The sequence below is a fragment of the Sulfuriferula sp. AH1 genome, from assembly GCF_002162035.1.
Lineage (GTDB): Bacteria > Pseudomonadota > Gammaproteobacteria > Burkholderiales > Sulfuriferulaceae > Sulfuriferula.
Genome location: NZ_CP021138.1, coordinates 794,738 through 818,529, shown reverse-complemented (window position 1 = coordinate 818,529; position 23,792 = coordinate 794,738). Strand labels below are relative to the sequence as shown.

The 23,792-nt window shown below is 57.5% G+C and carries 22 protein-coding genes; 12 read left to right on the top strand and 10 right to left on the bottom strand.

From position 1 onward, the window contains the following. Window positions 1–91 precede the first annotated feature (91 nt). From ppsA to CAP31_RS04310, 5 genes are read left to right on the top strand one after another with little or no spacing between them, the layout of a single operon-like run. On the top strand, window positions 92–2,527 hold the full coding sequence (gene ppsA, locus CAP31_RS04330; protein ID WP_087446415.1) for a phosphoenolpyruvate synthase: 2,436 nt from the start codon (window positions 92–94) through the stop codon (window positions 2,525–2,527). Next, on the top strand, window positions 2,524–3,909 hold the full coding sequence (locus CAP31_RS04325) for an MBL fold metallo-hydrolase RNA specificity domain-containing protein (RefSeq protein ID WP_087446414.1): 1,386 nt from the start codon (window positions 2,524–2,526) through the stop codon (window positions 3,907–3,909). The genes ppsA and CAP31_RS04325 overlap by 4 nt, the downstream gene beginning before the upstream one ends. A 16-nt stretch (window positions 3,910–3,925) precedes the next feature. Next, window positions 3,926–5,191, top strand: coding sequence for a DUF4010 domain-containing protein (locus CAP31_RS04320; protein ID WP_087446413.1), 1,266 nt, complete (start codon window positions 3,926–3,928; stop codon window positions 5,189–5,191). Window positions 5,192–5,206: 15 nt separating this feature from the next. Next, complete coding sequence (locus CAP31_RS04315) at window positions 5,207–6,145, top strand: DnaJ C-terminal domain-containing protein (protein WP_087446412.1); 939 nt, start codon at window positions 5,207–5,209, stop codon at window positions 6,143–6,145. A gap of 3 nt (window positions 6,146–6,148) precedes the next feature. Beyond that, on the top strand, window positions 6,149–6,457 hold the full coding sequence (locus tag CAP31_RS04310) for a chaperone modulator CbpM (RefSeq protein ID WP_087446411.1): 309 nt from the start codon (window positions 6,149–6,151) through the stop codon (window positions 6,455–6,457). A gap of 36 nt (window positions 6,458–6,493) precedes the next feature. On the opposite strand, the gene CAP31_RS04305 is transcribed toward CAP31_RS04310, so the two are convergent. Beyond that, window positions 6,494–8,014 carry a SulP family inorganic anion transporter gene (locus tag CAP31_RS04305; protein WP_087446410.1) on the bottom strand — a complete coding sequence of 507 codons (1,521 nt, stop codon included), beginning with the start codon at window positions 8,012–8,014 and terminating at the stop codon, window positions 6,494–6,496. A 360-nt stretch (window positions 8,015–8,374) separates the two neighbouring features. On the opposite strand from CAP31_RS04305, the gene CAP31_RS04300 reads away from it, so the two are divergent. The 6 genes from CAP31_RS04300 to CAP31_RS04275 all read left to right on the top strand — a co-directional run bounded on the left by CAP31_RS04300 (window position 8,375) and on the right by CAP31_RS04275 (window position 15,170). Further along, the gene (locus tag CAP31_RS04300) at window positions 8,375–8,734 is read left to right on the top strand and encodes a DUF488 domain-containing protein (protein ID WP_087446409.1); all 360 of its coding nucleotides are present in this window, start codon (window positions 8,375–8,377) and stop codon (window positions 8,732–8,734) included. Window positions 8,735–8,841: 107 nt separating this feature from the next. Then, window positions 8,842–11,208 (top strand): phosphoketolase, encoded by a 2,367-nt coding sequence (locus CAP31_RS04295; protein ID WP_087446408.1) that lies wholly within the window; start codon window positions 8,842–8,844, stop codon window positions 11,206–11,208. Next, window positions 11,208–12,290 carry an acetate/propionate family kinase gene (locus tag CAP31_RS04290; protein WP_223247361.1) on the top strand — a complete coding sequence of 361 codons (1,083 nt, stop codon included), beginning with the start codon at window positions 11,208–11,210 and terminating at the stop codon, window positions 12,288–12,290. Before CAP31_RS04295 ends, CAP31_RS04290 begins: the two co-directional genes overlap by 1 nt. Before the next feature lie 229 nt (window positions 12,291–12,519). Next, on the top strand, window positions 12,520–13,599 hold the full coding sequence (locus tag CAP31_RS04285) for a cytochrome-c peroxidase (RefSeq protein WP_223247360.1): 1,080 nt from the start codon (window positions 12,520–12,522) through the stop codon (window positions 13,597–13,599). A 54-nt stretch (window positions 13,600–13,653) separates the two neighbouring features. Next, window positions 13,654–14,730 (top strand): metallophosphoesterase, encoded by a 1,077-nt coding sequence (locus CAP31_RS04280; RefSeq protein WP_087448251.1) that lies wholly within the window; start codon window positions 13,654–13,656, stop codon window positions 14,728–14,730. Window positions 14,731–14,750: 20 nt separating this feature from the next. Next, complete coding sequence (locus tag CAP31_RS04275) at window positions 14,751–15,170, top strand: hypothetical protein (RefSeq protein WP_223247359.1); 420 nt, start codon at window positions 14,751–14,753, stop codon at window positions 15,168–15,170. 97 nt (window positions 15,171–15,267) lie between these two features. Here the strand turns inward: CAP31_RS04275 and merA are convergent, their stop codons facing one another. Genes merA through merT form a run of 3 tightly spaced genes read right to left on the bottom strand, consistent with a single transcriptional unit; the run spans window position 15,268 to window position 17,560 of the window. Beyond that, window positions 15,268–16,902 carry a mercury(II) reductase gene (gene merA, locus CAP31_RS04270; protein ID WP_087446406.1) on the bottom strand — a complete coding sequence of 545 codons (1,635 nt, stop codon included), beginning with the start codon at window positions 16,900–16,902 and terminating at the stop codon, window positions 15,268–15,270. Next, on the bottom strand, window positions 16,899–17,201 hold the full coding sequence (gene merP, locus CAP31_RS04265; protein ID WP_087446405.1) for a mercury resistance system periplasmic binding protein MerP: 303 nt from the start codon (window positions 17,199–17,201) through the stop codon (window positions 16,899–16,901). Before merP ends, merA begins: the two co-directional genes overlap by 4 nt. An 8-nt stretch (window positions 17,202–17,209) precedes the next feature. Further along, window positions 17,210–17,560 carry a mercuric ion transporter MerT gene (gene merT / locus CAP31_RS04260; protein ID WP_087446404.1) on the bottom strand — a complete coding sequence of 117 codons (351 nt, stop codon included), beginning with the start codon at window positions 17,558–17,560 and terminating at the stop codon, window positions 17,210–17,212. A gap of 75 nt (window positions 17,561–17,635) precedes the next feature. On the opposite strand from merT, the gene CAP31_RS04255 reads away from it, so the two are divergent. Further along, complete coding sequence (locus CAP31_RS04255) at window positions 17,636–18,058, top strand: MerR family DNA-binding protein (protein ID WP_087446403.1); 423 nt, start codon at window positions 17,636–17,638, stop codon at window positions 18,056–18,058. Here CAP31_RS04255 and ptsP read toward each other — a convergent pair. The 6 genes from ptsP to gshA are packed head-to-tail and all read right to left on the bottom strand — an operon-like array spanning window position 18,052 to window position 23,668. Then, window positions 18,052–19,776: a phosphoenolpyruvate--protein phosphotransferase gene (gene ptsP, locus CAP31_RS04250; protein WP_087446402.1), complete on the bottom strand. Its 1,725-nt coding sequence runs from the start codon at window positions 19,774–19,776 to the stop codon at window positions 18,052–18,054. The genes CAP31_RS04255 and ptsP overlap by 7 nt on opposite strands. Beyond that, entirely contained in the window at window positions 19,773–20,042 is a 270-nt protein-coding gene (locus tag CAP31_RS04245; RefSeq protein ID WP_087446401.1) for an HPr family phosphocarrier protein, read from the bottom strand. The genes ptsP and CAP31_RS04245 overlap by 4 nt, the downstream gene beginning before the upstream one ends. Next, on the bottom strand, window positions 20,023–20,433 hold the full coding sequence (locus CAP31_RS04240; RefSeq protein WP_087446400.1) for a PTS sugar transporter subunit IIA: 411 nt from the start codon (window positions 20,431–20,433) through the stop codon (window positions 20,023–20,025). Before CAP31_RS04240 ends, CAP31_RS04245 begins: the two co-directional genes overlap by 20 nt. A 3-nt stretch (window positions 20,434–20,436) precedes the next feature. Next, window positions 20,437–21,462 carry an FAD:protein FMN transferase gene (locus CAP31_RS04235; protein ID WP_087446399.1) on the bottom strand — a complete coding sequence of 342 codons (1,026 nt, stop codon included), beginning with the start codon at window positions 21,460–21,462 and terminating at the stop codon, window positions 20,437–20,439. Continuing rightward, entirely contained in the window at window positions 21,453–22,394 is a 942-nt protein-coding gene (gshB, locus tag CAP31_RS04230; RefSeq protein ID WP_087446398.1) for a glutathione synthase, read from the bottom strand. The genes CAP31_RS04235 and gshB overlap by 10 nt, the downstream gene beginning before the upstream one ends. Further along, window positions 22,391–23,668 carry a glutamate--cysteine ligase gene (gshA, locus tag CAP31_RS04225; protein ID WP_087446397.1) on the bottom strand — a complete coding sequence of 426 codons (1,278 nt, stop codon included), beginning with the start codon at window positions 23,666–23,668 and terminating at the stop codon, window positions 22,391–22,393. The genes gshB and gshA overlap by 4 nt, the downstream gene beginning before the upstream one ends. Window positions 23,669–23,792 lie beyond the last annotated feature (124 nt).

Sequence of the window (23,792 nt, the reverse complement as noted above, 5' to 3'; positions counted from 1 at the left end):
ATAAATAAGTACTCATGCCTATTCTACAAACATTTGGCTTATACTAAACATAAAACCATAATGCAGCATGGGGTAAATCCTGGAGGTGGCAATGGATAACAATTACATCCGCTGGTTCGAAGAGATCACGATCGATGATATTCCTCTGGTCGGCGGCAAGAATGCATCGCTCGGTGAAATGTACCGCGAACTGACCACTCAGGGGGTAAAAGTACCCAACGGCTTCGCCATAACCGCCGAAGCCTACCGCAATCTGCTGGCCCAGCCCGGCGTCAGCGCGGCGTTGCACGATGCACTCGACGAACTGGATCCGAACGATGTCGCCGACCTGGCGCGCCGCGGCGCCCGCGCCCGCGACATCGTCTACAACGCCCCGCTGGATGGGCATATCAGCACGCAGATCCTGCTGGCCTATACCCAGCTCAAGGCCGAATACGGCGACGAACTCAGCCTGGCGGTGCGCAGCTCGGCCACCGCCGAGGACCTGCCCACCGCCAGCTTCGCCGGACAACAGGACACCTACCTCAATATCAGCGGCGACGCTGCACTGCTCGACGCCTGCAAACATTGCTTTGCCAGCCTGTTTACCGACCGCGCCATCCACTATCGCATCGATCAGGGTTTCGACCATTTCAAGATCGCGCTATCGATTGGCGTGATGAAAATGGTGCGCTCCGACATCGCCGCGTCGGGCGTGATGTTCTCGCTGGATACCGAAACCGGATTCCGCGACGTGGTGTTCATCACCGCGGCTTACGGTCTGGGCGAGAACGTCGTGCAGGGCACAGTCGAACCGGACGAGTTTTACGTGCACAAGCCCACGTTTGCATCAGGGCACCGCAGCGTACTGCGACGACGACTGGGCGGCAAGAAAATAAAAATGACCTATACCGCCGATCTGGCCGGTGCCACCACCCACAACATCCCCACCTCCACTGCCGAACAAATGCGCTTCTGTATCAACGATGATGACGTGCTCACGCTGGCCGACTATGCGTTGAAAGTGGAACGCCACTACTCGCAAAAAATCGGACATGACCGCCCGATGGATATGGAATGGGCAAAGGACGGACTCGACGGCGAGTTCTACATGGTGCAGGCGCGCCCTGAAACCGTCGCCTCGCAGCGTGCCGCCAGCACGCTGGAAACATTCCAGCTCGACGGCAAGGGTGAAGTCGTCATTACCGGCCGTGCCGTAGGCGGGCGCATTGCCAGCGGGCGCGTCCGGGTCATTGCCGATGTCGCCCACCTGCCAGAATTCCAGGCCGGGGAAATCCTCGTCGCCGATACCACTTCGCCCGACTGGGAGCCGGTGATGAAGATCGCCGCCGCCATCGTCACCAATCGCGGCGGACGCACCTGCCATGCCGCCATCATTGCCCGCGAACTCGGCATTCCTGCGATCGTCGGCGCCGATCATGCCACGACCGCGCTGGCCACCGGCGAGCTGACGACGGTGGCCTGCGCCGAAGGCGAGACCGGCAATGTCTACCGCGGCGCCATTCCGTTTCACGTCGAACATACCGATCTTTCGCAATTGTCGCGCCCGGCCACGGAGATCATGATCAATATCGGCAATCCCGACCTGGCATTCAAAACGGCGCAGCTGCCTCATGACGGTGTCGGCCTGGCACGCATGGAATTCATCATCACCCAGGCCATCAAGGCCCACCCGATGGCGCTGCTGTACCCGGAACGCATCACCGATCCGGCGATACGCGCGCAGATTGCTGCGCTGACTCAGGGATATGGCAATGGCGCGGATTTCTTCATCGAACGTCTGGCTGAAGGTGTCGGTACCATTGCTGCCGCGTTCTACCCCAAGCCCGTAGTCATGCGCATGTCCGATTTCAAATCCAACGAATACGCATCGCTGCTCGGCGGCAAGGATTTCGAGCCGAACGAGGCCAACCCGATGCTCGGATTCCGCGGCGCCTCGCGCTATGCCCACCCCGCCTACGCCGACGGCTTCAGACTGGAATGTGTGGCGATGAAACGGGTACGCGAGAAAATGGGGCTCGACAACGTCATCCTCATGCTGCCGTTCGTGCGTCGCGTCGCGGAAGCCGATGCGGTGCTCGCCAAAATGGCCGAATTCGGCCTCAAGCGCGGCGACAATGGTCTGCAAATTTACGCCATGTGCGAGGTGCCGAATAATGTCATCCTGATCGACCAGTTCGCCTCGCGCTTCGACGGCTTTTCCATCGGCTCCAACGACCTTACCCAGCTCACTCTGGGCGTCGATCGCGACAGCGAGATCGTCGCATTCGATTACGACGAACGCGACGATGGCGTCAAGGCCATGATCCGGCTGGCGGTAGAAGGCTGCCGCAGAAACAGCATCCATTCTGGTCTGTGCGGCCAGGCGCCATCCGATTATCCGGAGATGGCGGAATTCCTGGTCGAACTCGGCATCGACTCGATCAGCCTCAATCCCGACAGCGTCCTTGCTACCACCCGGCGCATCCTGGCGCTGGAAGCCAAACTGGGGCGCGCACCACGCAGCCAAACAGGAAAATCAAAATGAACATTTCCTTTCATGGCGCCGACCGCGGCGTCACCGGCTCCTGCCACATGATCAGCTGCGCCGGCAAGAACATCCTGATCGATTGCGGCATGTATCAGGGCGGACATGAGCTGGACGAAGAAAACAGCGAACCGTTTGGCTTCGACCCGGCCGCCATGGATTACGTGCTGCTCACCCACGCCCATCTGGACCACTGCGGCCGGCTGCCGCTGCTGGTGAAACGTGGTTTTCGTGGCGAGATCATCACCACTGCCGCCAGCCGGGCATTGTCCCGGATAGTGATGATGGATGCGGCCGGACTGCAGGAAGACGAAGCCCGCTACCATGCACGCAAGAACAAACGGCACGGCGAGCAAAACGATGTAGAACCGCTCTATACCACGCTGGATGCGCTCAATACGCTGGAATATTTCGGGCGTAGCGCGAAATACGGCACGCCGCTCGCCATCGCCCCCGGCATTAGCGCCACTTTTCTGGATGCCGGCCACATATTAGGCTCAGCGAGCATATTATTGGAGCTCACCGAAGGCAAAAAACATCGCACAGTGGCGTTCTCCGGGGACCTGGGCAACGCCGGCAGGAAACTGCTGCACGATCCGGTGCCGCCGCTCCATGCCGATGTGGTAGTGATGGAAACCACTTACGGCGACCGTCTGCACCGCTCGTTGCCGGAATCGATCACCGAACTGTATCAGGCGATCAACGATGCGTTGCAGCGCGGCGGCAATGTCATCATCCCCACTTTTGCGCTGGAGCGCACGCAGGAACTTCTGTTCTACATGCGCGAAGGTATCGAGCAAGGCGAGTTGCCGCGCAGCATGCAGGTGTTCCTGGATTCGCCGATGGCGATCTCGGCCACCGAGATATTCAAACACTATCCCGACTGCTACAAGAAAACCACCGCTGCGCTGTTCCATGCCGGCGACGATCCGTTCAATCTGCCGGGCCTGCACTTTACCCGCGAAACTGCGCAAAGCATGGCCATTAACAATGTCAACGGCGGCGCGGTCATCATGGCAGGTTCGGGCATGTGCACCGGCGGACGGGTGCGGCACCATCTCAAACACAATCTGTGGCGCAAGGATTCCAGCGTCATTTTCGTCGGTTTTGCCGCCGAAGGCACGCTGGCGCGGCTGATCATCGACGGTGTGCCCAAGGTCAGGATCTTCGGCGAAGAGATCGCGGTCAAGGCCAAAATCTATACCATCAACGGCTTTTCCGCCCATGCCGACCGCGACGAGCTACTGGCCTGGCATCGCCATATCAAACCGGAGCGCACCTTCCTGGTCCACGGCGAAGAAGCCGTCATGCAGTCGTTTGCCAGCCACCTGAAAAACACCGAAGTCTATATGCCCATACGCAATCAGGTTTTCGCACTCTAATCATAATTACACAACCATGTTCACTTTGCCTGAAATCCCTCCTCTGCTCGAAGCTTTCATCGCCACTGCCTTATTCGGATTCGTCATCGGACTGGAAGTACACAGCTACCGACGTGCGCGCAACAAGGATCTCGGCTTCGGCACCACCCGCACACTGACCCTGCTGGCGGTGATGGGATTCGTGCTGGCCGTGCTCGACCCGCATTTGTGGCTGTTCATGGGCGGGTTATTCATCATCACCGGCTTGCTGGCGCTGCAATACTGGAACCGGCTGGCAGCCGGGGAGCAGAGCCTGCTGCCGACATTCATCGCCATGCTGACCTACCTGCTGGGGCCGCTCGCGCTGCAACAGCCGTTGTGGCTGCTGATCCTGTATGTAGTGGTCGTGCTGCTCTTGCTCGGCGGCAAGCCCGGTATCCGGCGCTTTTCCGATACGTTCCAGAGCACCGAAGCCGTGACCCTGGCCAAGTTCATGATCATGGCCGGGCTGATACTGCCGATGCTGCCCGAGCAGCCCATCGCCAGTTTCATCAGCGTCACCTACAGCCAGCTCTGGCTGTCGGTCGTGGTGGTATCGACCATCTCCTACCTGAGCTATGTCGCACAAACCTACTTCTTCCCCAATAACGGCGTGCTACTGGCCGGCATTCTCGGCGGGCTGTATTCCAGTACCGCAGCCACGGTGGTTCTCAGCCGGCGCGCGCAGAGCGCCAGTGCCAGAGACCACCTGTATTCCCCGGCCATCATCCTGGCGACGGCGATGATGTATCTGCGCCTGATGGTGCTGATCATCATTCTCGGCCACACCGCCATCGCGCTGCGGCTGGCGATCCCTTTTGCGCTGCTCATCGCGCTATCCGCGCTGATCGCCTGGCTGCTGTACCGCCGCATCGCCAATACCGGCGACAAGGCTGACGATATCGCTACGCCCGTACGCCATCCGCTTGAATTTTCCACTGCAATTCTGTTTGCCGTATTATTTGTATTTTTCGCCGGGCTGACGCAAGCGGTCATCAGCAATTACGGTACAGCCGGCTTGCACTGGCTGTCCTTTGCGATTGGCTTCAGTGACATCGACCCGTTTATTCTTGCGCTGCTCGCGGGCAAATACAGCATCGATTTCAACGTGATTACTGCCGCCATCCTCATCGCCACCGCCAGTAACAACCTGCTCAAGGCAGCCTATGCGATCGCTATGGCACGCAACCGCAGCGTGATGCCTGCCGCGCTATGGCTCAGCTTTACCGGAGTGATATCACTCGTATACGTTTATCTCAGGTAATCATCAGGAGTAAAAATGCAATTCAAGGATTATTATCAGATACTGGGCGTCACCAAAACCGCCACAGCAGACGAAATCAAAAAAGCCTACCGCAAACTGGCGCGCAAATACCATCCCGATGTCAGCAAGGAAGCCGATGCCGAGAAAAAGATGAAAGAAGTCAACGAAGCCAACGAAGTGCTGTCCGACCCGGAAAAACGCGCCGCCTATGACCAGCTCGGTCAGGGCTATCGTTCCGGGCAGGATTTCCAGCCGCCGCCGAACTGGGATGCCGGTTTCGAATTTTCAGGCGGCGGCTTCTCCGATGGTGAGATGGGCGGCGCCAGCGACTTTTTCGCCAATCTGTTCGGCCAGGCCGGACGCAGCAGGCGCCGCAGTCAGTATCAGGCTCGCGGCGAAGACCACCATGCCAAGATCGTGATCGAACTGCAGGACAGCTACGACGGCGCCACCCGCAGCATCTCCCTGCAAGCCCCGGCCGTCGATGCCCAGGGCCATGTCTATACCAAGGAACATGCGGTCAACGTGCGCATCCCCAAAGGCGTCAAGGCCGGCCAGCACATCCGCCTGAGCGGGCAAGGCAGCCCCGGTATCGGCGGCGGCGCGGCGGGCGATCTGTACCTGGAGATCCAGTTCCGGCCCGACCCGCGCTATCGCACCGAAGGCCGCGACGTATATGAAACCGTGCCGGTCGCACCGTGGGAAGCCGCACTCGGCGCCAGTATCGAAGTCGCCACGCCATCCGGTTCGGTGCAAGTCAAAGTCCCTGCCAATTCCCAGAGCGGACGCAAGCTGCGCCTCAAGGGACGCGGCATACCGGGCGACCCGGCAGGCGACCTGTACCTGCTGCTGGAGATCGCCCTGCCACCAGCCGATACCGAAGCAGCACGCAAACTATACGAAACCATGGCACGCGAACTCGCCTTCAACCCACGCGCCAAAATGGGGGGCTAAACCATGACCATCACCGCTATCATCATCGACGACTGCCGGCTCAATCTCGCCGACCTTGCGCATAGCTGCGGCGTCAGCCAGGAATGGATTATCGAGCGGGTACAGGCAGGCCTGCTTTGCGCTCCCGCTACAGACCTGAGCCGGAACTGTTTTACCAGCGCCGAGCTCACGCGCACCCGCCGCTTGCGCAACGTCGAGCGCAGCTTTGACGCCAACCCGGAGCTGGCGGCGCTGGTCGTGGATATGATGGAAGAAATTCAGCGCCTGAAAAGCGGGTTCAATCGTATTAATGATGATTTAATAGACTTGTAACGCGCAATCCCGAATAGCATCAGCAACCGGGGACGATCACCCAAGCCGGTTATCCGCAGGGTGATACAGTGGATCTTCGAGCACGTTCACCTCTATCATGCCTTTGGCTTTGTCGAGCAGTTCCAGACAATCCGGGCTGAGGTGGCGCAGATGCAGCTTCTTGCCCAATTCGGCATAGCGTTCCGCCAGCAGGTCGATGGCCTCCAGCGCGGAATGGTCCTTGACGCGGGCGTTTTTGAAATCGATCACCACTTCGGCGGGGTCATCCTTGGGCGAGAACAACCCGAGGAAATTCTGGGTCGAGGCAAAGAACAGCGAGCCGTGCAGGTCATATACTTTCCAGCCATGCTCTTCGGTGCCGACACGCACTTCGATGTGCTGGGCGTGTTGCCAGGCGAATACCAGTGCCGAGATGATCACGCCGACGATCACCGCCATGGCGAGGTCGCTCAGCACGGTCACTATCGCCACGGTCAATCCCACCAGCACATCGGCTTTCGGCACCTTGCCGAACAGGCGAAAGCTACCCCACTCGAAGGTCTTCTCCGACACCATGAACATAAGGCCGATCAGCGCCGCCAGCGGTATCATTTCTATCCATTGCGAGGTGAACAGGATAAAACTCAACAGAAACAGCGCGGCAGCGATGCCGGATATGTTTTTAACTGCGCCATTGGTGACGTTGATCATGCTCTGCCCTATCATCGCGCAGCCACCCATCCCGCCAAAAAATCCGGTCACCACGTTGGCAACACCCTGACCGACGCAGGCACGATTCGGTTTGCCGCGCGTCTGCGTCATGTCGTCGATCAGGTTCAACGTCAACAGCGACTCGATCAAACCGATGCCGGCAAGAATAAGGCTATACGGGAAAATGATACGCAGCGTATCCAGGTCAAGCGGCACGCTCGGAATGTGAAATACCGGCAGGCCGCCCTTGATGGAGGATAAGTCACCGACGGTTTTGGTATCTATCCCGAAAGCAATCACCAGCGTGGAGACCGCCACTATCGCCACCAGGGTGGACGGCACCGCCTTGGTCCATCTGGGTAATAAATAGATGATCGCCAGTGTCAGCGCGATCAGGCCGAGCATGGTGTACAGCGGCGTACCATGCATCCAGCTCATCGTACCGTCGGCATTGGCGACCTTGAAGTGGCCCAGCTGCGCGATGAAAATCACGATGGCCAGACCATTGACGAAACCCAGCATCACCGGATGCGGCACCATGCGAATGAATTTACCGAATTTCAGCAGTCCGAAAATGATTTGCAGCACGCCCATCAGTACGACGGTGGCTAACAGGTATTCCACACCGTGCTGTACCACCAGCGCCACCATCACCACGGCCAGCGAACCGGCCGCACCGGAAATCATCCCCGGACGCCCGCCGATGAGCGACGTAATCAGGCTTACCATAAAAGCCGCATACAGCCCGACCAGAGGATGCACATGCGCCACCAGTGCAAAGGCAATGGCCTCGGGAATCAGTGCCAGCGCGACGATCAGGCCGCTCAATACATTGGTTTTAATTTCTGAAAAGTTTTGCGGATTCATGCCTACCTCGAAATAAAATCGCACCGCACCATCATCATGGCAAGGTGTCCATACAGTTGAATTACAGCAATGGCATTGCGCCGACACAGACGGGCGGCGCAACATGAGGCGAAGGAAGGCAGGAAATTACATTGGACTATCTGATAGTGAATTAAATTATTTCAGCCTGAATTCTACAGGCTATCGGGATGATGGGCAAACCATCCATCCGGCAGACTCAAGCGGAAGTACCAGGAAGATTGATGACGGCCATCGCGCGACTGCGAACAGCATTCGCATTCCTCTTGAATTTGAGGTTGAACTCGACTAATTTACAAATAGGCACCTAAACCACTCATGTAATGCCCAATGCCAACGCCCATGACCATCCTTCTGAAACGCGCATACGAACCACCCGAGCCTGACGACGGGTTCCGCATCCTGGTGGACAGGCTCTGGCCGCGCGGGGTATCCAAAAATTCGGCGCATGTCGATTTGTGGTTCAAGGACATCGCACCCAGCCCTGAGCTGCGGAAGTGGTTCGGACATGACCCGTCAAGGTGGATGGCGTTTCGCGAGCGTTATTTTCAGGAGCTCCGCGAGAATCCCGAGGCCGTCGAGCAGCTCGCCGCACATGTGCGGCAGGGCGTAGTGACGCTCGTTTATGGCGCAAAAGACCGTGAACATAACCATGCGCTCATGCTCAAGGAATATCTCGAGCACGCATTCAAGCACTCATAGATTCCGGGCTATTCGATTTGGTCGGCAGAAGCTGAGTGACTCGCCGAACACGGGTATGTCACATTAAAGGTTTATACTAAAACGACATCACCATTCCGGAGACAGGCATGATGCAACTACAGCAACCGCTTTCCGCCAGCGAACTCGACCTCATCCACCGCTACTGGCGTGCCGCCAACTATCTCTCGGTCGGGCAAATTTATCTGCTGGACAATCCGCTGTTAAAACAGCCGCTCACGCTGGAGCACATCAAGCCGCGCCTGCTTGGGCACTGGGGCACGACGCCGGGGCTGAATTTCATTTATGCACACATGAATCGCGTGATCCGCCGCGACGACCTCAACATGATATTTATCGCCGGCCCGGGTCACGGCGGCCCGGCGGTGGTCGCCAACACTTATCTGGAAGGCAGCTACAGCGAGTTTTATCCCAATATCTCGCAAGACGAAGCCGGGATGAAACAGCTGTTCCGCCAGTTCTCCTTCCCCGGCGGCATACCCAGCCATGCAGCGCCGGAAACGCCGGGCTCGATACACGAAGGCGGCGAGCTCGGCTATGCGGTATCCCATGCTTACGGTGCGGTATTCGACAATCCCGAGCTGATTGCCTGCTGCGTGGTCGGCGACGGCGAGGCGGAAACCGGGCCGCTGGCGACAGCCTGGCATTCCAACAAATTCCTCAATCCCAGGAATGACGGCGCGGTGTTGCCGATACTGCATCTGAACGGCTACAAGATCGCCAATCCCACCGTGCTGGCACGCATCAGCCACGACGAGCTGGCGCAGCTGTTTACCGGCTACGGCTACAAGCCTTATTTTGTCGAAGGCGACGAGCCGGCTGTCATGCATCAGAAAATGGCGGCGACCATCGACACCGTAATCGCCGAAATCAGGGAAATCCAGCGTCAGGCACGTACTCACGGCAATACGGCCCGCCCGTCCTGGCCGATGATCATTCTGCGTTCGCCCAAGGGCTGGACCGGCCCCAAGGAAGTCGATGGCCTGCAGACCGAAGGGTCATGGCGTTCGCATCAGGTGCCGCTCTCCGAGATGGCGACCAAGCCTGCTCATGTGCAGCTGCTCGAATCCTGGATGAAATCCTATCTCCCCGAGGAGCTGTTTGACAGCAACGGCACCCTGCTGCCGGAACTCGCTGCGCTGGCGCCTGCCGATGCCCGGCGCATGGGCGCAAACCCGCACGCCAACGGCGGCATATTGCTGCATGAGTTACGCCTGCCGGATTTCCGCGAATATGCCGTCGAGGTGCCGAAACCCGGCCACAGCGAGGCAGAAGCCACGCGCGTACTCGGCAGCTTCCTGCGCGATGTCATGCAAGGCAACATGGAGAATTTCCGTGTATTCGGCCCGGACGAGACGGCATCCAATCGCCTCAGTGCGCTCTTTGAAGTCACCAACCGCACCTGGGTAACCGAGCGGCTGGACACCGACGACCATCTCGCCCCGGATGGTCGCGTCATGGAGATACTGTCTGAACACACTTGCCAGGGCTGGCTCGAAGGCTATCTGCTCACCGGCCGGCATGGCTTTTTTTCCTGCTACGAGGCCTTCATCCACATCATTGATTCGATGTTCAACCAGCACGCCAAATGGCTCAAGGTGACCAGTCAGCAGATTCCCTGGCGCAGGCCGATCGCTTCGCTCAATTATCTACTCACCTCGCACGTGTGGCGGCAGGATCACAACGGCTTCTCGCATCAGGACCCCGGCTTCATCGACCATGTGGTCAACAAGAAAGCCGACATCATCCGCGTTTACCTGCCCCCCGATGCCAATACCCTGCTCTCGGTGGCCGACCATTGTCTCAGGAGCCGCAATTACGTCAACGTCATCGTCGCCGGCAAGCAGCCTGCGCCGCAATGGTTGTCGATGGATGCTGCCATCAAGCATTGCACGGCGGGGATCGGCATCTGGGAATGGGCGAGCAACGATCAAAAGGAAGCGCCCGATGTCGTCATGGCATGCTGCGGCGACGTGCCCACGCTGGAGACGCTGGCTGCGGTAGACCTGCTGCGTCAGTGGGTGCCCGAACTCAGGATACGCGTAGTCAACATCGTCGACCTGATGACACTGCAACCCGCGGAAGAGCATCCTCACGGCCTCAAGGACATGGATTTCGATTCGCTATTCACTGTCGACAAGCCGGTGATTTTCGCCTATCACGGCTATCCGTGGCTGATTCATCGCCTCACCTATCGCCGCACCAACCACGTTAATATGCATGTGCGCGGCTACAAGGAGGAAGGCACCACCACCACGCCGTTCGACATGGTGGTGCTCAACGATCTCGATCGTTTCCATCTGGTCATCGACGTGATGAATCGCGTGCCGAAGATGCAGCCTCGCGCCGCACATATCAAGCAGGCCATGCATGATCGCATTATCGAGCACAAGCAGTATATCGAGCGTTATGGCGAAGACATGCCGTCCATCCGCGATTGGGAATGGCCCTACTGATGTCCGAATCAGCAGCCATCCTCACCATCAACAGCGGCTCGTCGTCGCTAAAGGCCAGCCTGTTCCACGGTGACGGTACGCGCCGGGATTTTCGTTATGAACATATCGGCCAGGGTTTCCCGCACGACCACCGTGAAGCGTTCGACGCCCTGCTGCGCGATCTGGGCACAGACACGCCCCTAGCCATCGGGCACCGGCTGGTGCACGGCGGTGAAGTCACGATGCCGGCACGGCTGATCGACGCCACCGAGCGCGCCCGGCTGGAAGCGCTCATCCCGCTGGCGCCGCTGCACCTGCCCGGCAATTTGCTGGGGGTGGATTTATGCCGCGAGCGTTTTGACGTGCCGCAGATCGCCTGTTTCGATACCGCATTTCACGCCAGCATGCCGCCAGCAGCGCAGCGGCTACCGCTTCCGCAAGCGTATGGATTGCGCCGCTACGGCTTTCACGGCATCAATTACGCCCATATCGCACAGCGTCTGCCCGCACTGCTGGGCGATGCTGCCACCGGCAACATCGTGGTGGCGCATCTCGGCAACGGCGCCAGCCTGTGCCTGCTGCAAAACCTGCAATCGGTGGACACCACGATGGGCTACACCCCCGCAGGCGGCATCCCGATGGGTACGCGCAGCGGTGATCTCGACCCCGGCGTGATGCTGGCGCTCGCCGAGCGCCATACAGCGGCGCAACTCAGCGATCTGGTCTATCACCGCATGGGCCTGATCGCGCTATCCGATGGCGAAAGCAGCGACATGGCGCAACTGCTTGCCAGCGACAGCGCAGCCGCCCGTTTTGCCGTTGACTATTTCTGCCGCCAGGTGCGCGGTACCATTGGCGCACTCGCGGCCAAGGCCGGCGGTATCGACGCGCTGGTATTCACCGCCGGCATCGGCGAACATGCGCCGCTGATACGCACCAAGGTATGTGAACCCTTGCGCTTCCTGGGGTTCCAGCTCAACACCAATGCCAATTCCGGCAATGAACTGCGAATTAGCGCTAGTGACAGCAAACCGATACTGATCATACCTGCCGATGAGGAAGGCATGATCTACCGTTTAGCGAATGACATGCTGATGAAATAAACGATAAAAAGGCTTGCGACACGCTGTTAACACCATCGCACTAGACCTATTATGCAATCCATGTTTCCATGACGGAATGATTTTATCTTTCTGATTTTTATAAGTCATACTGAATTTCATTGTCATGAAAAATTCTTCATTTTTTACCTTGCAGGAATCTTTGACCATCCTATACTCAAAATTTTAGCCGCTATGCATTTCAACCATGTCCTGTAAAGGAGTTGCTGATATGAAGGCTTGTTTTTCTGGTGCATCGACAATTACAGCAATATCGATCTCCCTGGCGGCAATGGCTACGCCACTGGGTCTGCCGCCTGTCCCCATTCCGGCGGACAATCCACAAAGCCCTGAAAAAATCAAGCTTGGGGACAAGTTATTCCATGACACGAGGTTCAGTTCCACCGGGCAGGTAAGCTGCGCCACCTGCCATGATGCCAAAAAAACCTTTACTGACAGTCCGCTGCCGGTTTCCCGGGGCATCAATAAACTCAAGGGTACCCGCAACGCCCCGACCGTGATAAATGCGGCGTATTTTCATCGACTATTTTGGGATGGGCGAGAACCCAGTCTGGAAGAGCAATCCAAAGACCCCATGATTAATCCGGTAGAAATGGGGCTGCCGAATCATGAGCCGGTGCTTAAACTGGTTCGTACAGATCCCGAATATGTACAGGCATTTAAAACGGTATTCGGTAAGAGTGGCGAGCAGTTGACGATGGAAGAAGTAAAAAAGGCCATCGCCAGTTTTGAGCGCACTATCGTTGCGGGAAATTCACCTTTTGACCATTATTATTTCGGCGGCGACAAGAACGCGATGACGGCAGCACAAATTCGCGGCTTCAAGGTATTTATGGATCAAGGTCGTTGCGTTTCCTGTCATACAGTCGAGCAGGATCAGGCATTGTTCACCGATAATCGCTTCCACAATATCGGCATAGGCATTAACCAGATGCAGAAGGATGTACCGCGCCTGGCAGGCGAATTCCTCAAAGCCAAAATGCAAGGTGGTGATGTGGACAAAGCTGTGCTCGGCAATCCAAAAACCTCAAATCTGGGACGTTTTGCAGTGACCGATACGCTGGACGACATGGGTTCGTTTAAAACCCCGACACTGCGCAATATCGCCATGACAGCGCCTTACATGCACGACGGCAGCTTGAAAACCCTGAAGGAAGTGGTCGTTCACTATAACAATGGCGGAGTTACCAGAAAAGGCGATCGGGTCAATGATTTCTTGAGTGGAGGCATCCGCCCGTTGAATTTGAGCGAACGGCAGATTTCGGATCTGGTTGCTTTTATGGGGCACTGACCAGTCCGGAATATGCAAAAACTGTCAAAACCGCCAAGAAATAGGGGGATGAGCATGAACAAATCAATCAATCGCCGGGATTTCCTGAAAGGTGCTGGTGTGCTGGCGGCAGCAAGCGCATTGCCTGTCAGCATGGTAGAACTGGTGTTTGCCGACACGACACAAAACTTCAGCTTTGCCTATATATCTGATGCGCATCTCCAACAAATCAAGGGCACCAAGTTCGTGAACAACTGGGATCGTGGTCTGATCCGCGCTGTAGCGGAAACCAACCTGCTTACACCCAAACCCGACTTCATACTGTTTGGTGGAGATCTTGCCCAGCTCGGCAAAAAAGCGGAACTGGATCACGGCGCTGAAATCCTCTCCGCGTTGCGCGGCAACAAGGTTTATCACGTAATGGGCGAGCACGACTATTACCTGGATCTCGGGCAATATTGGGAAACACTGTTCGGGCCGCAATACTACAGCTTTGACCACAAAGGCGTGCATTTCGTCGTGCTGAACAGCATTCTTACCTATGACGACTGGACTTACAAACGCTGGCCCACTGCCGAACAGCGCATGCTGGAAATGGCTGATCTGGACAATCCTAACGGATCACCGTTCATGGTCGGCGACAAGCAGCGTGAATGGCTGAAGCAAGATCTGGCAAAAATCAGCAAAACCACGCCCATCGTCGTCGTCTCCCATTCACCGTTACAAAAAATCTACAAGAACTGGAATTTCTGGACGGACGATGCCGAACAGGTGCAGGCGCTACTGCGGCCGTTCAACAAGGTGACCGTGCTGTATGGGCATGTGCATCAGATACAGTACAACCAGATCGGCAACATCAGCTTCAACTCCGTCATGTCGACCGCCTGGCCCTGGCCTTACCCTTCCACTTATGCGCAAGCTGAACAATATCTGCCAAAACTCACGGTGCCGATGAACCGTGCCGACCCGTTCTTCGAGCGGGATGCAACGGGCTGGCAATTTATTAACATGGCGAACGGCAATGTGGACATGCGCTATAACCTGTTTAGCAATACCAGCCGTACCGTGGCTTTCAATACCAAAACCGGCGAACCTGAGGATACCGTATTCCAGTCGCCGGACAAGCGTATTCCACCGCAAACCCAATATTAAGGATATTAGGGAGTGAGACCATGCATTTCGAACAACTGAAATTTGCTGTCTTGTGGATAGTCGTGACGGGCCTGACGGGCGTATTGTCTGCGCCGGCACAGGCGGATGAATTCACACAGGCGGATTTGAATCGCTGGCAGGAACAATATGCGAAAGTGGTCAAGGATGGCCGCGAACTCTGGACCAGCTCCAAATTGGGCAGCAACGGCGTGGCTTGCGTACAGTGCCATCCCAATGCCGCGAATACGCATCCGGAAACCTATCCGAAATTCCAGAAACAGCTCGGCAAGGTAGCACCCATGTGGGAAATGATTAACTGGTGCATCCGCAATCCGCTGGAAGGTAAGGCGCTCGCCGCCGACGACTACAAAATGATCGCACTGCAGGCCTACATTACCGAGGAGCGACGCGGAGTGAAGCTGGATCCGGGCAAACATTAATTGCCTGCCTTACCTAAACCGGCGGCCATGCTGTCAGATGTGTGTGCCGATACCGGCTTACGGCTGGCGTCGGCATGATTTTTAGTCCGGCCGGTCTTTATCCGGCACAACACGACAGCTGTTTGACATCCTTGTCAAAGGTCTGCGCGCACAGTTTGAGGCCTTCGACCATGGTCAGATAGGGGAAAAACTGAGACGCCAGTTCCTTTACCGTCATCCGCGAACGAATGGCGAGCGCCGCCGTCTGGATCAATTCGCCCGCTTCCGGCGCGAGCGCCTGAACGCCGAGCAAGCGTCCGCTTGCCTTGTCTGCCACCAGCTTGATGAAACCACGGGTGTCAAAATTAGCCAGCGCTCGCGGCACGTTATCCAGTGTAAGGGCACGGGTTTCTACCTCAAAGCCTTTACTCTTGGCATCAGCCTCAGTCATGCCCACTGTAGCCACCTGAGGATCGGTAAATACCACAGCCGGTACGATGGAGAGATCGAGCACCTCATTGCCGCCCAGCATGTTGGCGGCAGCACGTGTACCTGCTGCCGCAGCCACATACACAAAGGCAGGATTGCTGGTGCAGTCGCCACCCGCAAAAATATTTGCCACGGATGAACGCAAACACTCATCCACAACGATGGCACCACTGTCATTTAACCTGACACCTATACTTTCCAGCCCCATCCCGGCGGTATTCGGCACCCGTCCGGCAGCTACCAGCAAGCGGTCGCCGCTGACTGACTCGCCACCCAGATCCAGGGTAAATTGACCCTCGGCATGTTTGACACTTTTCACGGTCTGCTCTGTGAGTACACGCATGCCTTCCGCTTCCAGCAGCGGGGCAAGCGACGCCCCGATCAAGGCATCCTCCTGCGACAGCAAACCGGAACGGGCAATCAGTGTCACCCGGCTACCCAGCCGCAGGAACGCCTGCGCCAGCTCCAGCGCCACCACCGAACCGCCGTACACCAGCAGATGTTGCGGCATGTCCTCGGCCACCAGCGCCTCGGTCGAGGTCCAGTACGGTGTATCTGCCAGACCCGGCACATCGGGAATACGCGGCGACGCGCCGGTAGCGATCAACACACGATCAAAAACAATCTCGCGACTGCCTCCCGTATCCAAATCGACCGACAAGGTTTGCGCATTCTTGAAGCGCGCAAAACCGCGCACCAGACTGATATTCGGGTTGCTGTCCAATATGCCTTCGTACTTGGCATGGCGCAGCTCTTCCACCCGCCCCTGCTGCTGTGCCAGCAATGCCTTGCGGTTCACGCGCGGCGTACCGGCTTCGAGACCTGCATCAAACGGACTGCTGGTGCGCAGGTACGCAATATGCGCGGCCCTGATCATGATTTTGGAGGGTACGCAGCCAACGTTGACGCAAGTACCGCCGGTGACACCTCGTTCGACCAGCGTCACTTGTGCACCGCCTTCCGCCGCTCGGATGGCTGCAGCAAAGGCTGCCCCGCCACTGCCGATAATCGCCATTCGCAGGCCGGAACCGCTGAGACCGCCAGTTGCGTCGTTGCTATTTACAGTCACGCCATAGCCAAGTGCCTGGATAGCCGCCACCACATTCTCTGCTCGTACCGTGTCCCGAGCATCAATCCACGCCCTGGCTTCGGCAAAGGATACTTGCACCTGCTGCACGCCGTCCATGACACGTAAATTCTTCTCAATGGACGACGCACAATGGTCGCAGCTCATGCCTGTCACATTCAGTACGTATTGTGTCATTTCGCCTTGGCTCCCTTGACTTCGGATGGGTAGCCAGCTTCAAATGTCGCATCCTGCATGTTATCAATGGTGGCTTTGGCATCATCAAAGGTCACCACGGCTTCTTTCTTCTCCAGAGACACATCAACCTTGGACACTCCCGGTACTTTCTGCAAAGCTTTTTTCACGGTAATCGGGCATACCGCACAGTACATGCCGGGTACGCTCAACGTGACCGTCCTGATAGCGGCCAGTGCCGACGAGGAAAAGAACATCATTCCGATTAAGGATGCGGCAAAAAACGAGAGGATTTTTTTCATGATAGCGCCTAGTAGAAAAAGGGGGCAACGTAAGGGGAAACAATCGATATGGCAACCAGCAGCGCCACCAGCCAGAATAAAGCTTTATACATGCGCTGGGTACGAGGCACGGCACACATGGTGCCGGGCTGACATGGCGTTACCGGTTGCCATAGCTTGCGATAGGCCAATGCCAGAAACACGATGGCAATAGCCAAGGTGAACGGACGGAAGGGTTCCAGCACTTGCAGATTGGACATCCAGGCGCCACCGAACCCGAGCAGCACCAGCACCAACGGACCCAGACAGCATGCGGAAGCCAGGATAGCCGCTATACCCCCGGCAACCAGGGAATACGCCCCGGATTTAGTTGAGTTCATTCCCACGACTTTCTCCTTTGATAAAAGACATGCTAAGCTTAAGTACGGAGTCAGGTACGGAATCAAGAGGGTTTTATGATTAACGATCAATTCACTATCGGCGCGCTCGCCAAGGCGAGCAACGTCAACGTGGAAACCATCCGCTACTACCAGCGCATCGGCCTGCTGCCGACCCCGATGCGCGACTATGGGCGCATCCGCCGCTATACCGGCGAAAACCTGAAACAGATGCGTTTTATCAGGCGCGCGCAGCACCTCGGCTTTTCACTGGACGAGATCAGGCTTTTGCTGGGACTTGCGGATGACAAACACTGTACTGAAACCAGGGAGCTGGCCGAAGCCAAGCTCGCCATAGTTGAAGAGAAGATGGCTGACCTTGCCGCGATCCAGGAAACGCTCAAAGCCCTGATCACCTCCTGTACGACTACGACAGGAGGGCGCGGCTGCCCGATCATCGACAGTCTTGAAGAGGACGAGCCGCCGCAAAGCGCTTACTGATTCAATCGCGCCAGCAGATTTTCCAGCTTGTCGGTATCGGTGGCCTTGAGTATCTTTTGCACCAGTATCGTGGTCTCGCTGCAGTCGGTCTTCAGCACCTGCTGTTTCACGCTGAGCAGGCTGGACGGCTGCATGGAGAACCGGCGCAATCCCAGCCCGATCAGCAGGCGCGTCAGTTTGGGATCGCCGGCCATTTCCCCGCACACCGATACCGGTTTGCCGGCCTTTTCACCGGCACGCAGCGTCATTGCGATCAGCTGCAGCACTGCCGGATGCATCGGGTCGTACAAATAGGCGACGCTGTCATCGGCACGGTCGATGGCCAGCGTGTACTGGATCAAATCGTTGGTGCCGATGGACAGGAAATCCATGCGCTCGGCAAAGGCAGACGCCATCAATGCCGCCGCAGGTATCTCGATCATGCCGCCGATTTCAACTGCGTCGTCAAAAGGGATGTTTTCCGCCGCGAGGCTGGCTTTGGCCCGATCTATCGCGGCGTAGGTCAGCCGCAGCTCGGTGAGATTGCTCAACATCGGGATCAGTATCTTCACCTTGCCGTAATGCGAGGCGCGCAGGATGGCCCGGAGCTGCGTATGGAACAGGCCCAGCTCCGACAGACACAGACGAATCGCACGCCGCCCCAGAGCAGGGTTAAGCGTATGTTCGGTAAGCCCGCCCAGCGGCTTGTCGGCGCCCACGTCCAGCGTACGGATGGTAACCGGCATGCCGCTCATCGCGGCGGCCACATCCCGGTAAGCGCTGAATTGCTCTTCTTCGGTGGGCAAATCGGTGCGGTTCATGAACAGGAATTCGCTGCGGAACAGCCCGATCCCGGTCGCTCCTGACTCCCTCACCGCAGCGATGTCCTGCGGCAATTCGATGTTGCCGTGCAGTTCGATGGCGACGCGATCCAGCGTCGCTGCACGGCTGGTGGTAATGCGCTTGAGCTTCTGATGCTCGATTTCCCACTGTTCCTTGCGCAGCTGATATTCTTCCAGCTCCGCATCGTCAGGGTCGACGATGACCACACCCTGCTCGCCATCGACGATGATGATTTCGTTATCGCGGATCAGACTGAGCGCGTTATGCAGCGCCATCACCGAGGAAATATTCAGGCTGCGCGCCAGAATCGCGGTATGTGAAGTCGCGCCGCCCGCATCGGTGATGAATGCGGCGAATTGCTGGCGCTTGAAACCGATCATGTCGGCTGGCGACAGATCATGCGCGACCAGAATGCAGTCGGTCAGATTGCTTTCCTCCGAAGGCAGGTTATCCGGATGCCCCAGCAATACCTTGAGCACCCGCTCGACGACCTGCACCACATCGGTTTTGCGCTCGCGCAGATACGGATCGTCTATCGCCTCGAACTGGGCGACCAGCTGTTCCATCTGTTGCGTCAGCGCCCATTCCGCATTGCATTGCTGGCTGCGTATCAATTGCTTGGGGACTTCCGACAGCATGGAATCATTCAGTATCATCAAATGCATGTCGAGAAATGCCGGCAATTCCGCAGGCGCATTGGGCTGAATCTGGGTGCGCAACACTTCCATTTCCTTGCGCACCGCCGCGATGGCATCGTCAAACCGCGCGATTTCCTTGTCCAGATACTGCTGCGACAAAACGTAATGCGCGACTTCGATCCGGCTGTGCGAAGCCAGCCGCGCCACGCCGATAGCGATGCCGGCCGATACGCCTATACCATGCAGGGTAAAGCTCACTCGCCTTCCCCAAACTTGTCGTTGATCAAAGCCAGGATCGCAGTCATTGCCGGCTGTTCGTCCAGACCTTCCGCCTCCAGCTGGATGACCGTGCCCTTGGCTGCGGCCAGCATCATCACCCCCATGATGCTCTTGGCATTGACCCGGCGCTGATTGCGCGTAATCCAGATTTCGCTTTGAAACTGCCCCGCCGTTTGTGTCAGTTTGGCCGACGCGCGCGCATGCAAACCCAATTTATTGGTAATTTCAACGTCCTGTTGCAGCATCACAAAACTCCGGTGAGATATATAAAATGCCTTCCTGTCCGCCAGCCACGGTTTTTTTCACCAGCAGGTCGAGTGGCTCATCGCGATAAGTAATGGCACGCATCAGCATGGGCAGATTCGCTCCGGCAATGCCTTCCACTTTCCCGGGAACCAGCAAGCGACACATGGTATTGCAAGGCGTCGCCCCGTAAATATCCGACAGCAGCAATACGCCTTCGCCCTGATCCAGCTCCACCAGTAATTTCTCTGCCTTGCCCAGCATGCTAAGCTGCGTTTGTGCGGTGACATCCAGTGCCGCCAGCAACGGCGGACGCTCACTTAATACATGCGTCGCGCACTGGATCAGGCTTTCGCCCAAAGTGCCGTGCGCGACGATGAGTATGCCTATCATCAGCTAATCCTTAATCTCTTCGAAATTCAAACGTTTTTGCATCGCGGGCGTCAGGTGAATCTTGCCGTGATCATCTATCAGCATCGCCTGACTGACCCCCATTTGTTGCGCAGCCTGGCGCCAGCCGGAAACACCGGCAATGAAAATCGGCTTGCTGGCCACATCCGATAGTGTACCTGCATGCGCCCCCGGCGCAAGCAGTACCGTCACCGCCTGCACACCCTGTGCCGGCCATCCGCTACGCGGATCGATGATGTGGCAATAGCGCTTGCCGTTCAGCTCGAAAAAGCGCTGGTAATCGCCCGATGTGCCGATCGCTTCGCCATCGTGCAGGTCCAGCGTGGCGATCGGGCCGGGCTTGCGCGGATGCTGAATGCCCACGCGCCAGGGCCGGTCGCCGTGCTGGCCCAGTGCCAGAATATTGCCGCCGATATTGATGAGCGCATTATGCACCCCTTGCGAACGCAGATAGGCGGCAGCCAGATCCAGCGCATAGCCTTTGGCATAGCCGCCCAGATCCAGCCGCACTGCCGGATTATTGCTGTGGAACATGATGCCGTCGACAACGATGTCCTGCATGCGCGGGTTGGCTTTCACCAGCGCCTGTATCGCAGCCGGGTCAGGCAGCTTCGCCTCGAAATGATCGGACTGGAATCCCCACAACCGGATCAGGTTGCCGATGGCCGGATTGAACAACCCGCCTGACTGTATCGAATATTGGGTCGCATCCCGAATGATCGGGATCATCCCCGGTGCAATCGCGGCCTGAGCGGGGCTCATGCTGAATATCTGGTTCATCCGCGCCAGCGTGCCCGGCTCCCAGGCGTGCAAGGTATGGTGCATCTGGTCGAAATCGCGCAGTACCTGCGCCGTCACGCGCCGCGCCTTGTCCTCGGGTTCGCCGTAGATGCTCACCTCGACCCGCGTACCGAACACGTAACTTTCCTGGGAATAGAGTGCCGGCTTGCCGCAACCTGCGAGCAGCAGCACGACCAGCAGCAGCGTCCAGCGCATCCAGCTTAGCGGCATCGCAGCTCCAGCACATCCATGAATAGCGCCGCGACATTACAACCGGTCTGCTGCGTGATCTCGACGAAGCCGGTCGGACTGGTGACGTTGATTTCTGTCAGGTAATCGCCGATCACGTCCAGCCCGACCAGGAACAGCCCCAATTCGCGCAAGGCCATGCCTATGGTGGTCGCGATTTCCAGATCGCGCGGGGATAACGCCTGCGCCACACCGCGTCCGCCTGCGGCCAGATTGCCGCGGGTTTCGCCTGCTGCCGGAATCCGCGCCAGCCCGTAAGGCACCGGCACGCCGTCTATCAGCAGGATGCGCTTATCACCGTCGCGTATCTCCGGGATGTAGCGCTGCGCCATGATCGTGCGCGCGCCCAGCCGAGTCAGCACTTCGATGATGACATTGAGATTGACCTCGCCGGTGCGTACCCGAAAAATCTCGGTGCCGCCCATCGCGTCCAGCGGCTTCAGAATAATGTCGCCGTGTTCGTGCAGAAAAGCCTTGATCGCGTCAGCCCGGCAACTGACCAGCGTCGGCGCAGTAAATTGCGGGAAACGCGCGATAGCCAGCTTTTCGTTGAAATCGCGCAGCGCCGAGGGCCGGTTCACTACCCGCGCGCCCTGAGTCATGGCAAGCTCCAGCAAATGGGTGGCGTACAGGTATTCCGTATCGAACGGCGGGTCCTTGCGCATCACCACCGCATCGAACTGGCTGAGCGCGATTTCCTCCATCTCGCCCAGGCTGTACCACTGCTCGGCGTGCTCCAGCATTTGCAGCGGCTTGGCCCGTGCCAGCACTTTCTGATCGCGCAACAGCAAGTCTTCCTGGCGCAGCACATGCAAGGCATGCCCGCGCAGCGCTGCTTCGCGCATCATGGCGACGCTGCTGTCCTTGTACGCCTTGAGCTGGCTGATGGGGTCCAGAACGAAAGCGAATCTCATGCGGCAGGCTCCGTGCGCTCAAGCTCGATGGAAGCAGCCAGCATCGCCAGCCGCGCCACGACGCCATAAGTATAGAAACGGTTCGGCATCGAGTCGGGATTGGTCAACTGAATCGGCGCACAACACGGGGTTTCGAATGCCAGCGGTACAAAATGCATACCGGGCGCATTGAGATTTTCATCGACACCTCTTCCGGTATGCACGCGGTAAAAGCCGCCAACGACAAAATGATCCATCATGTACACCACCGGCTCGGCGATCGCGTCGTCGATGCTCTCAAAAGTGTAGACGCCTTCCTGAATGATCACCTCGGACACCTGCAAGCCCTCCTTGCCTACCGCCATCTTATTACGCTGCTTGCGGTTGAGGTCGCGCACCTCCGAAGGGTCTTTCACCGTCATGATACCCATGCCGTAAGTGCCCGCATCTGCCTTGATAATCACGAACGGCGGCGCATCGATATTGTATTCCGCGTATTTGACGCGGATCTTTTCCAGCATGATGGTAACGTGATGTTCCAGACATTCCTCGCCCTGACGCGCCTGAAAATCGATGGCACCGCATGTTGCGAAATAAGGGTTGATCAGCCACGGGTCGATATCGATCAACTCGGCAAATTCCTCGGCCACCTGATTATAGGCAGCGAAATGATTCGATTTGCGACGCACGTGCCAGCCGGCATGCAGCGGCGGCAACAGTGACTGCTCGATGCCGCGCAGGATCTCCGGCACGCCGCCCGACAAATCGTTATTCAGCAGTACCGCACACGGGTCGTAATCAGCCAGACCGATGCGATTGCCGTGACGCACCACAGGCTCCAGGGTCAAGGTTTCACCTTCCGCCAGATCCAGCTGCATCGGCTCAGCCAGATCCGGAATCATGCTGCCGATGCGAACCTCGAGGCCGGTCTGACGCAGGATGCTGACCAGCCGCGCTACGTTTTGCAGATAGAACGTGTTGCGGGTATGGTTCTCCGGAATCAGCAGCAAGCGCTGCGCGTCCGGGCATATTTTTTCTACTGCACTCATTGCTGCCTGCACTGCCAGCGGAATGAAATCCGCATTCAGATTGTTAAATCCGCCCGGGAACAGATTGGTATCGACCGGGGCCAGCTTGAAACCGCTATTGCGCAAGTCGACCGAGGTATAGAACGGCGCTTCGTGTTCCTGCCACTGCGTGCGAAACCAGCGTTCGATTTTCGGCGTTGCGGCCATTACGTGACGTTCCAGATCGAGCAGCGGACCGGTTAATGCTGTTGTTAAATGTGGGACCATGCAATGCCTCTTTTATCATTTCTATAACAAACCGGATAAACTCTTTGCCAGCGAATTTACCCAAAATTCGCTTTGCGTATTCTCCGGGTTGGCGGTTTAATAACGCATTTCCGGAAAACAGCCT

Bases quoted from the DNA above. Each gene is read 5' to 3' on its own strand.
- gshB (WP_087446398.1), bottom strand. From the start codon at position 22,394: ATGAGATTCGCTTTCGTTCTGGACCCCATCAGCCAGCTCAAGGCGTAC.
- CAP31_RS04245 (WP_087446401.1), bottom strand. From the start codon at position 20,042: ATGCTGCAACAGGACGTTGAAATTACCAATAAATTGGGTTTGCATGCG.
- CAP31_RS04285 (WP_223247360.1), top strand. From the start codon at position 12,520: ATGAAGGCTTGTTTTTCTGGTGCATCGACAATTACAGCAATATCGATC.
- CAP31_RS04240 (WP_087446400.1), bottom strand. From the start codon at position 20,433: ATGATAGGCATACTCATCGTCGCGCACGGCACTTTGGGCGAAAGCCTG.
- CAP31_RS04320 (WP_087446413.1), top strand. From the start codon at position 3,926: ATGTTCACTTTGCCTGAAATCCCTCCTCTGCTCGAAGCTTTCATCGCC.
- CAP31_RS04325 (WP_087446414.1), top strand. From the start codon at position 2,524: ATGAACATTTCCTTTCATGGCGCCGACCGCGGCGTCACCGGCTCCTGC.
- CAP31_RS04290 (WP_223247361.1), top strand. From the start codon at position 11,208: ATGTCCGAATCAGCAGCCATCCTCACCATCAACAGCGGCTCGTCGTCG.
- CAP31_RS04295 (WP_087446408.1), top strand. From the start codon at position 8,842: ATGATGCAACTACAGCAACCGCTTTCCGCCAGCGAACTCGACCTCATC.
- CAP31_RS04280 (WP_087448251.1), top strand. From the start codon at position 13,654: ATGAACAAATCAATCAATCGCCGGGATTTCCTGAAAGGTGCTGGTGTG.
- CAP31_RS04235 (WP_087446399.1), bottom strand. From the start codon at position 21,462: ATGCCGCTAAGCTGGATGCGCTGGACGCTGCTGCTGGTCGTGCTGCTG.
- CAP31_RS04305 (WP_087446410.1), bottom strand. From the start codon at position 8,014: ATGAATCCGCAAAACTTTTCAGAAATTAAAACCAATGTATTGAGCGGC.
- merA (WP_087446406.1), bottom strand. From the start codon at position 16,902: ATGACACAATACGTACTGAATGTGACAGGCATGAGCTGCGACCATTGT.
- CAP31_RS04300 (WP_087446409.1), top strand. From the start codon at position 8,375: ATGACCATCCTTCTGAAACGCGCATACGAACCACCCGAGCCTGACGAC.
- gshA (WP_087446397.1), bottom strand. From the start codon at position 23,668: ATGGTCCCACATTTAACAACAGCATTAACCGGTCCGCTGCTCGATCTG.
- CAP31_RS04255 (WP_087446403.1), top strand. From the start codon at position 17,636: ATGATTAACGATCAATTCACTATCGGCGCGCTCGCCAAGGCGAGCAAC.
- CAP31_RS04315 (WP_087446412.1), top strand. From the start codon at position 5,207: ATGCAATTCAAGGATTATTATCAGATACTGGGCGTCACCAAAACCGCC.
- CAP31_RS04275 (WP_223247359.1), top strand. From the start codon at position 14,751: ATGCATTTCGAACAACTGAAATTTGCTGTCTTGTGGATAGTCGTGACG.
- ppsA (WP_087446415.1), top strand. From the start codon at position 92: ATGGATAACAATTACATCCGCTGGTTCGAAGAGATCACGATCGATGAT.
- CAP31_RS04310 (WP_087446411.1), top strand. From the start codon at position 6,149: ATGACCATCACCGCTATCATCATCGACGACTGCCGGCTCAATCTCGCC.
- merP (WP_087446405.1), bottom strand. From the start codon at position 17,201: ATGAAAAAAATCCTCTCGTTTTTTGCCGCATCCTTAATCGGAATGATG.
- merT (WP_087446404.1), bottom strand. From the start codon at position 17,560: ATGAACTCAACTAAATCCGGGGCGTATTCCCTGGTTGCCGGGGGTATA.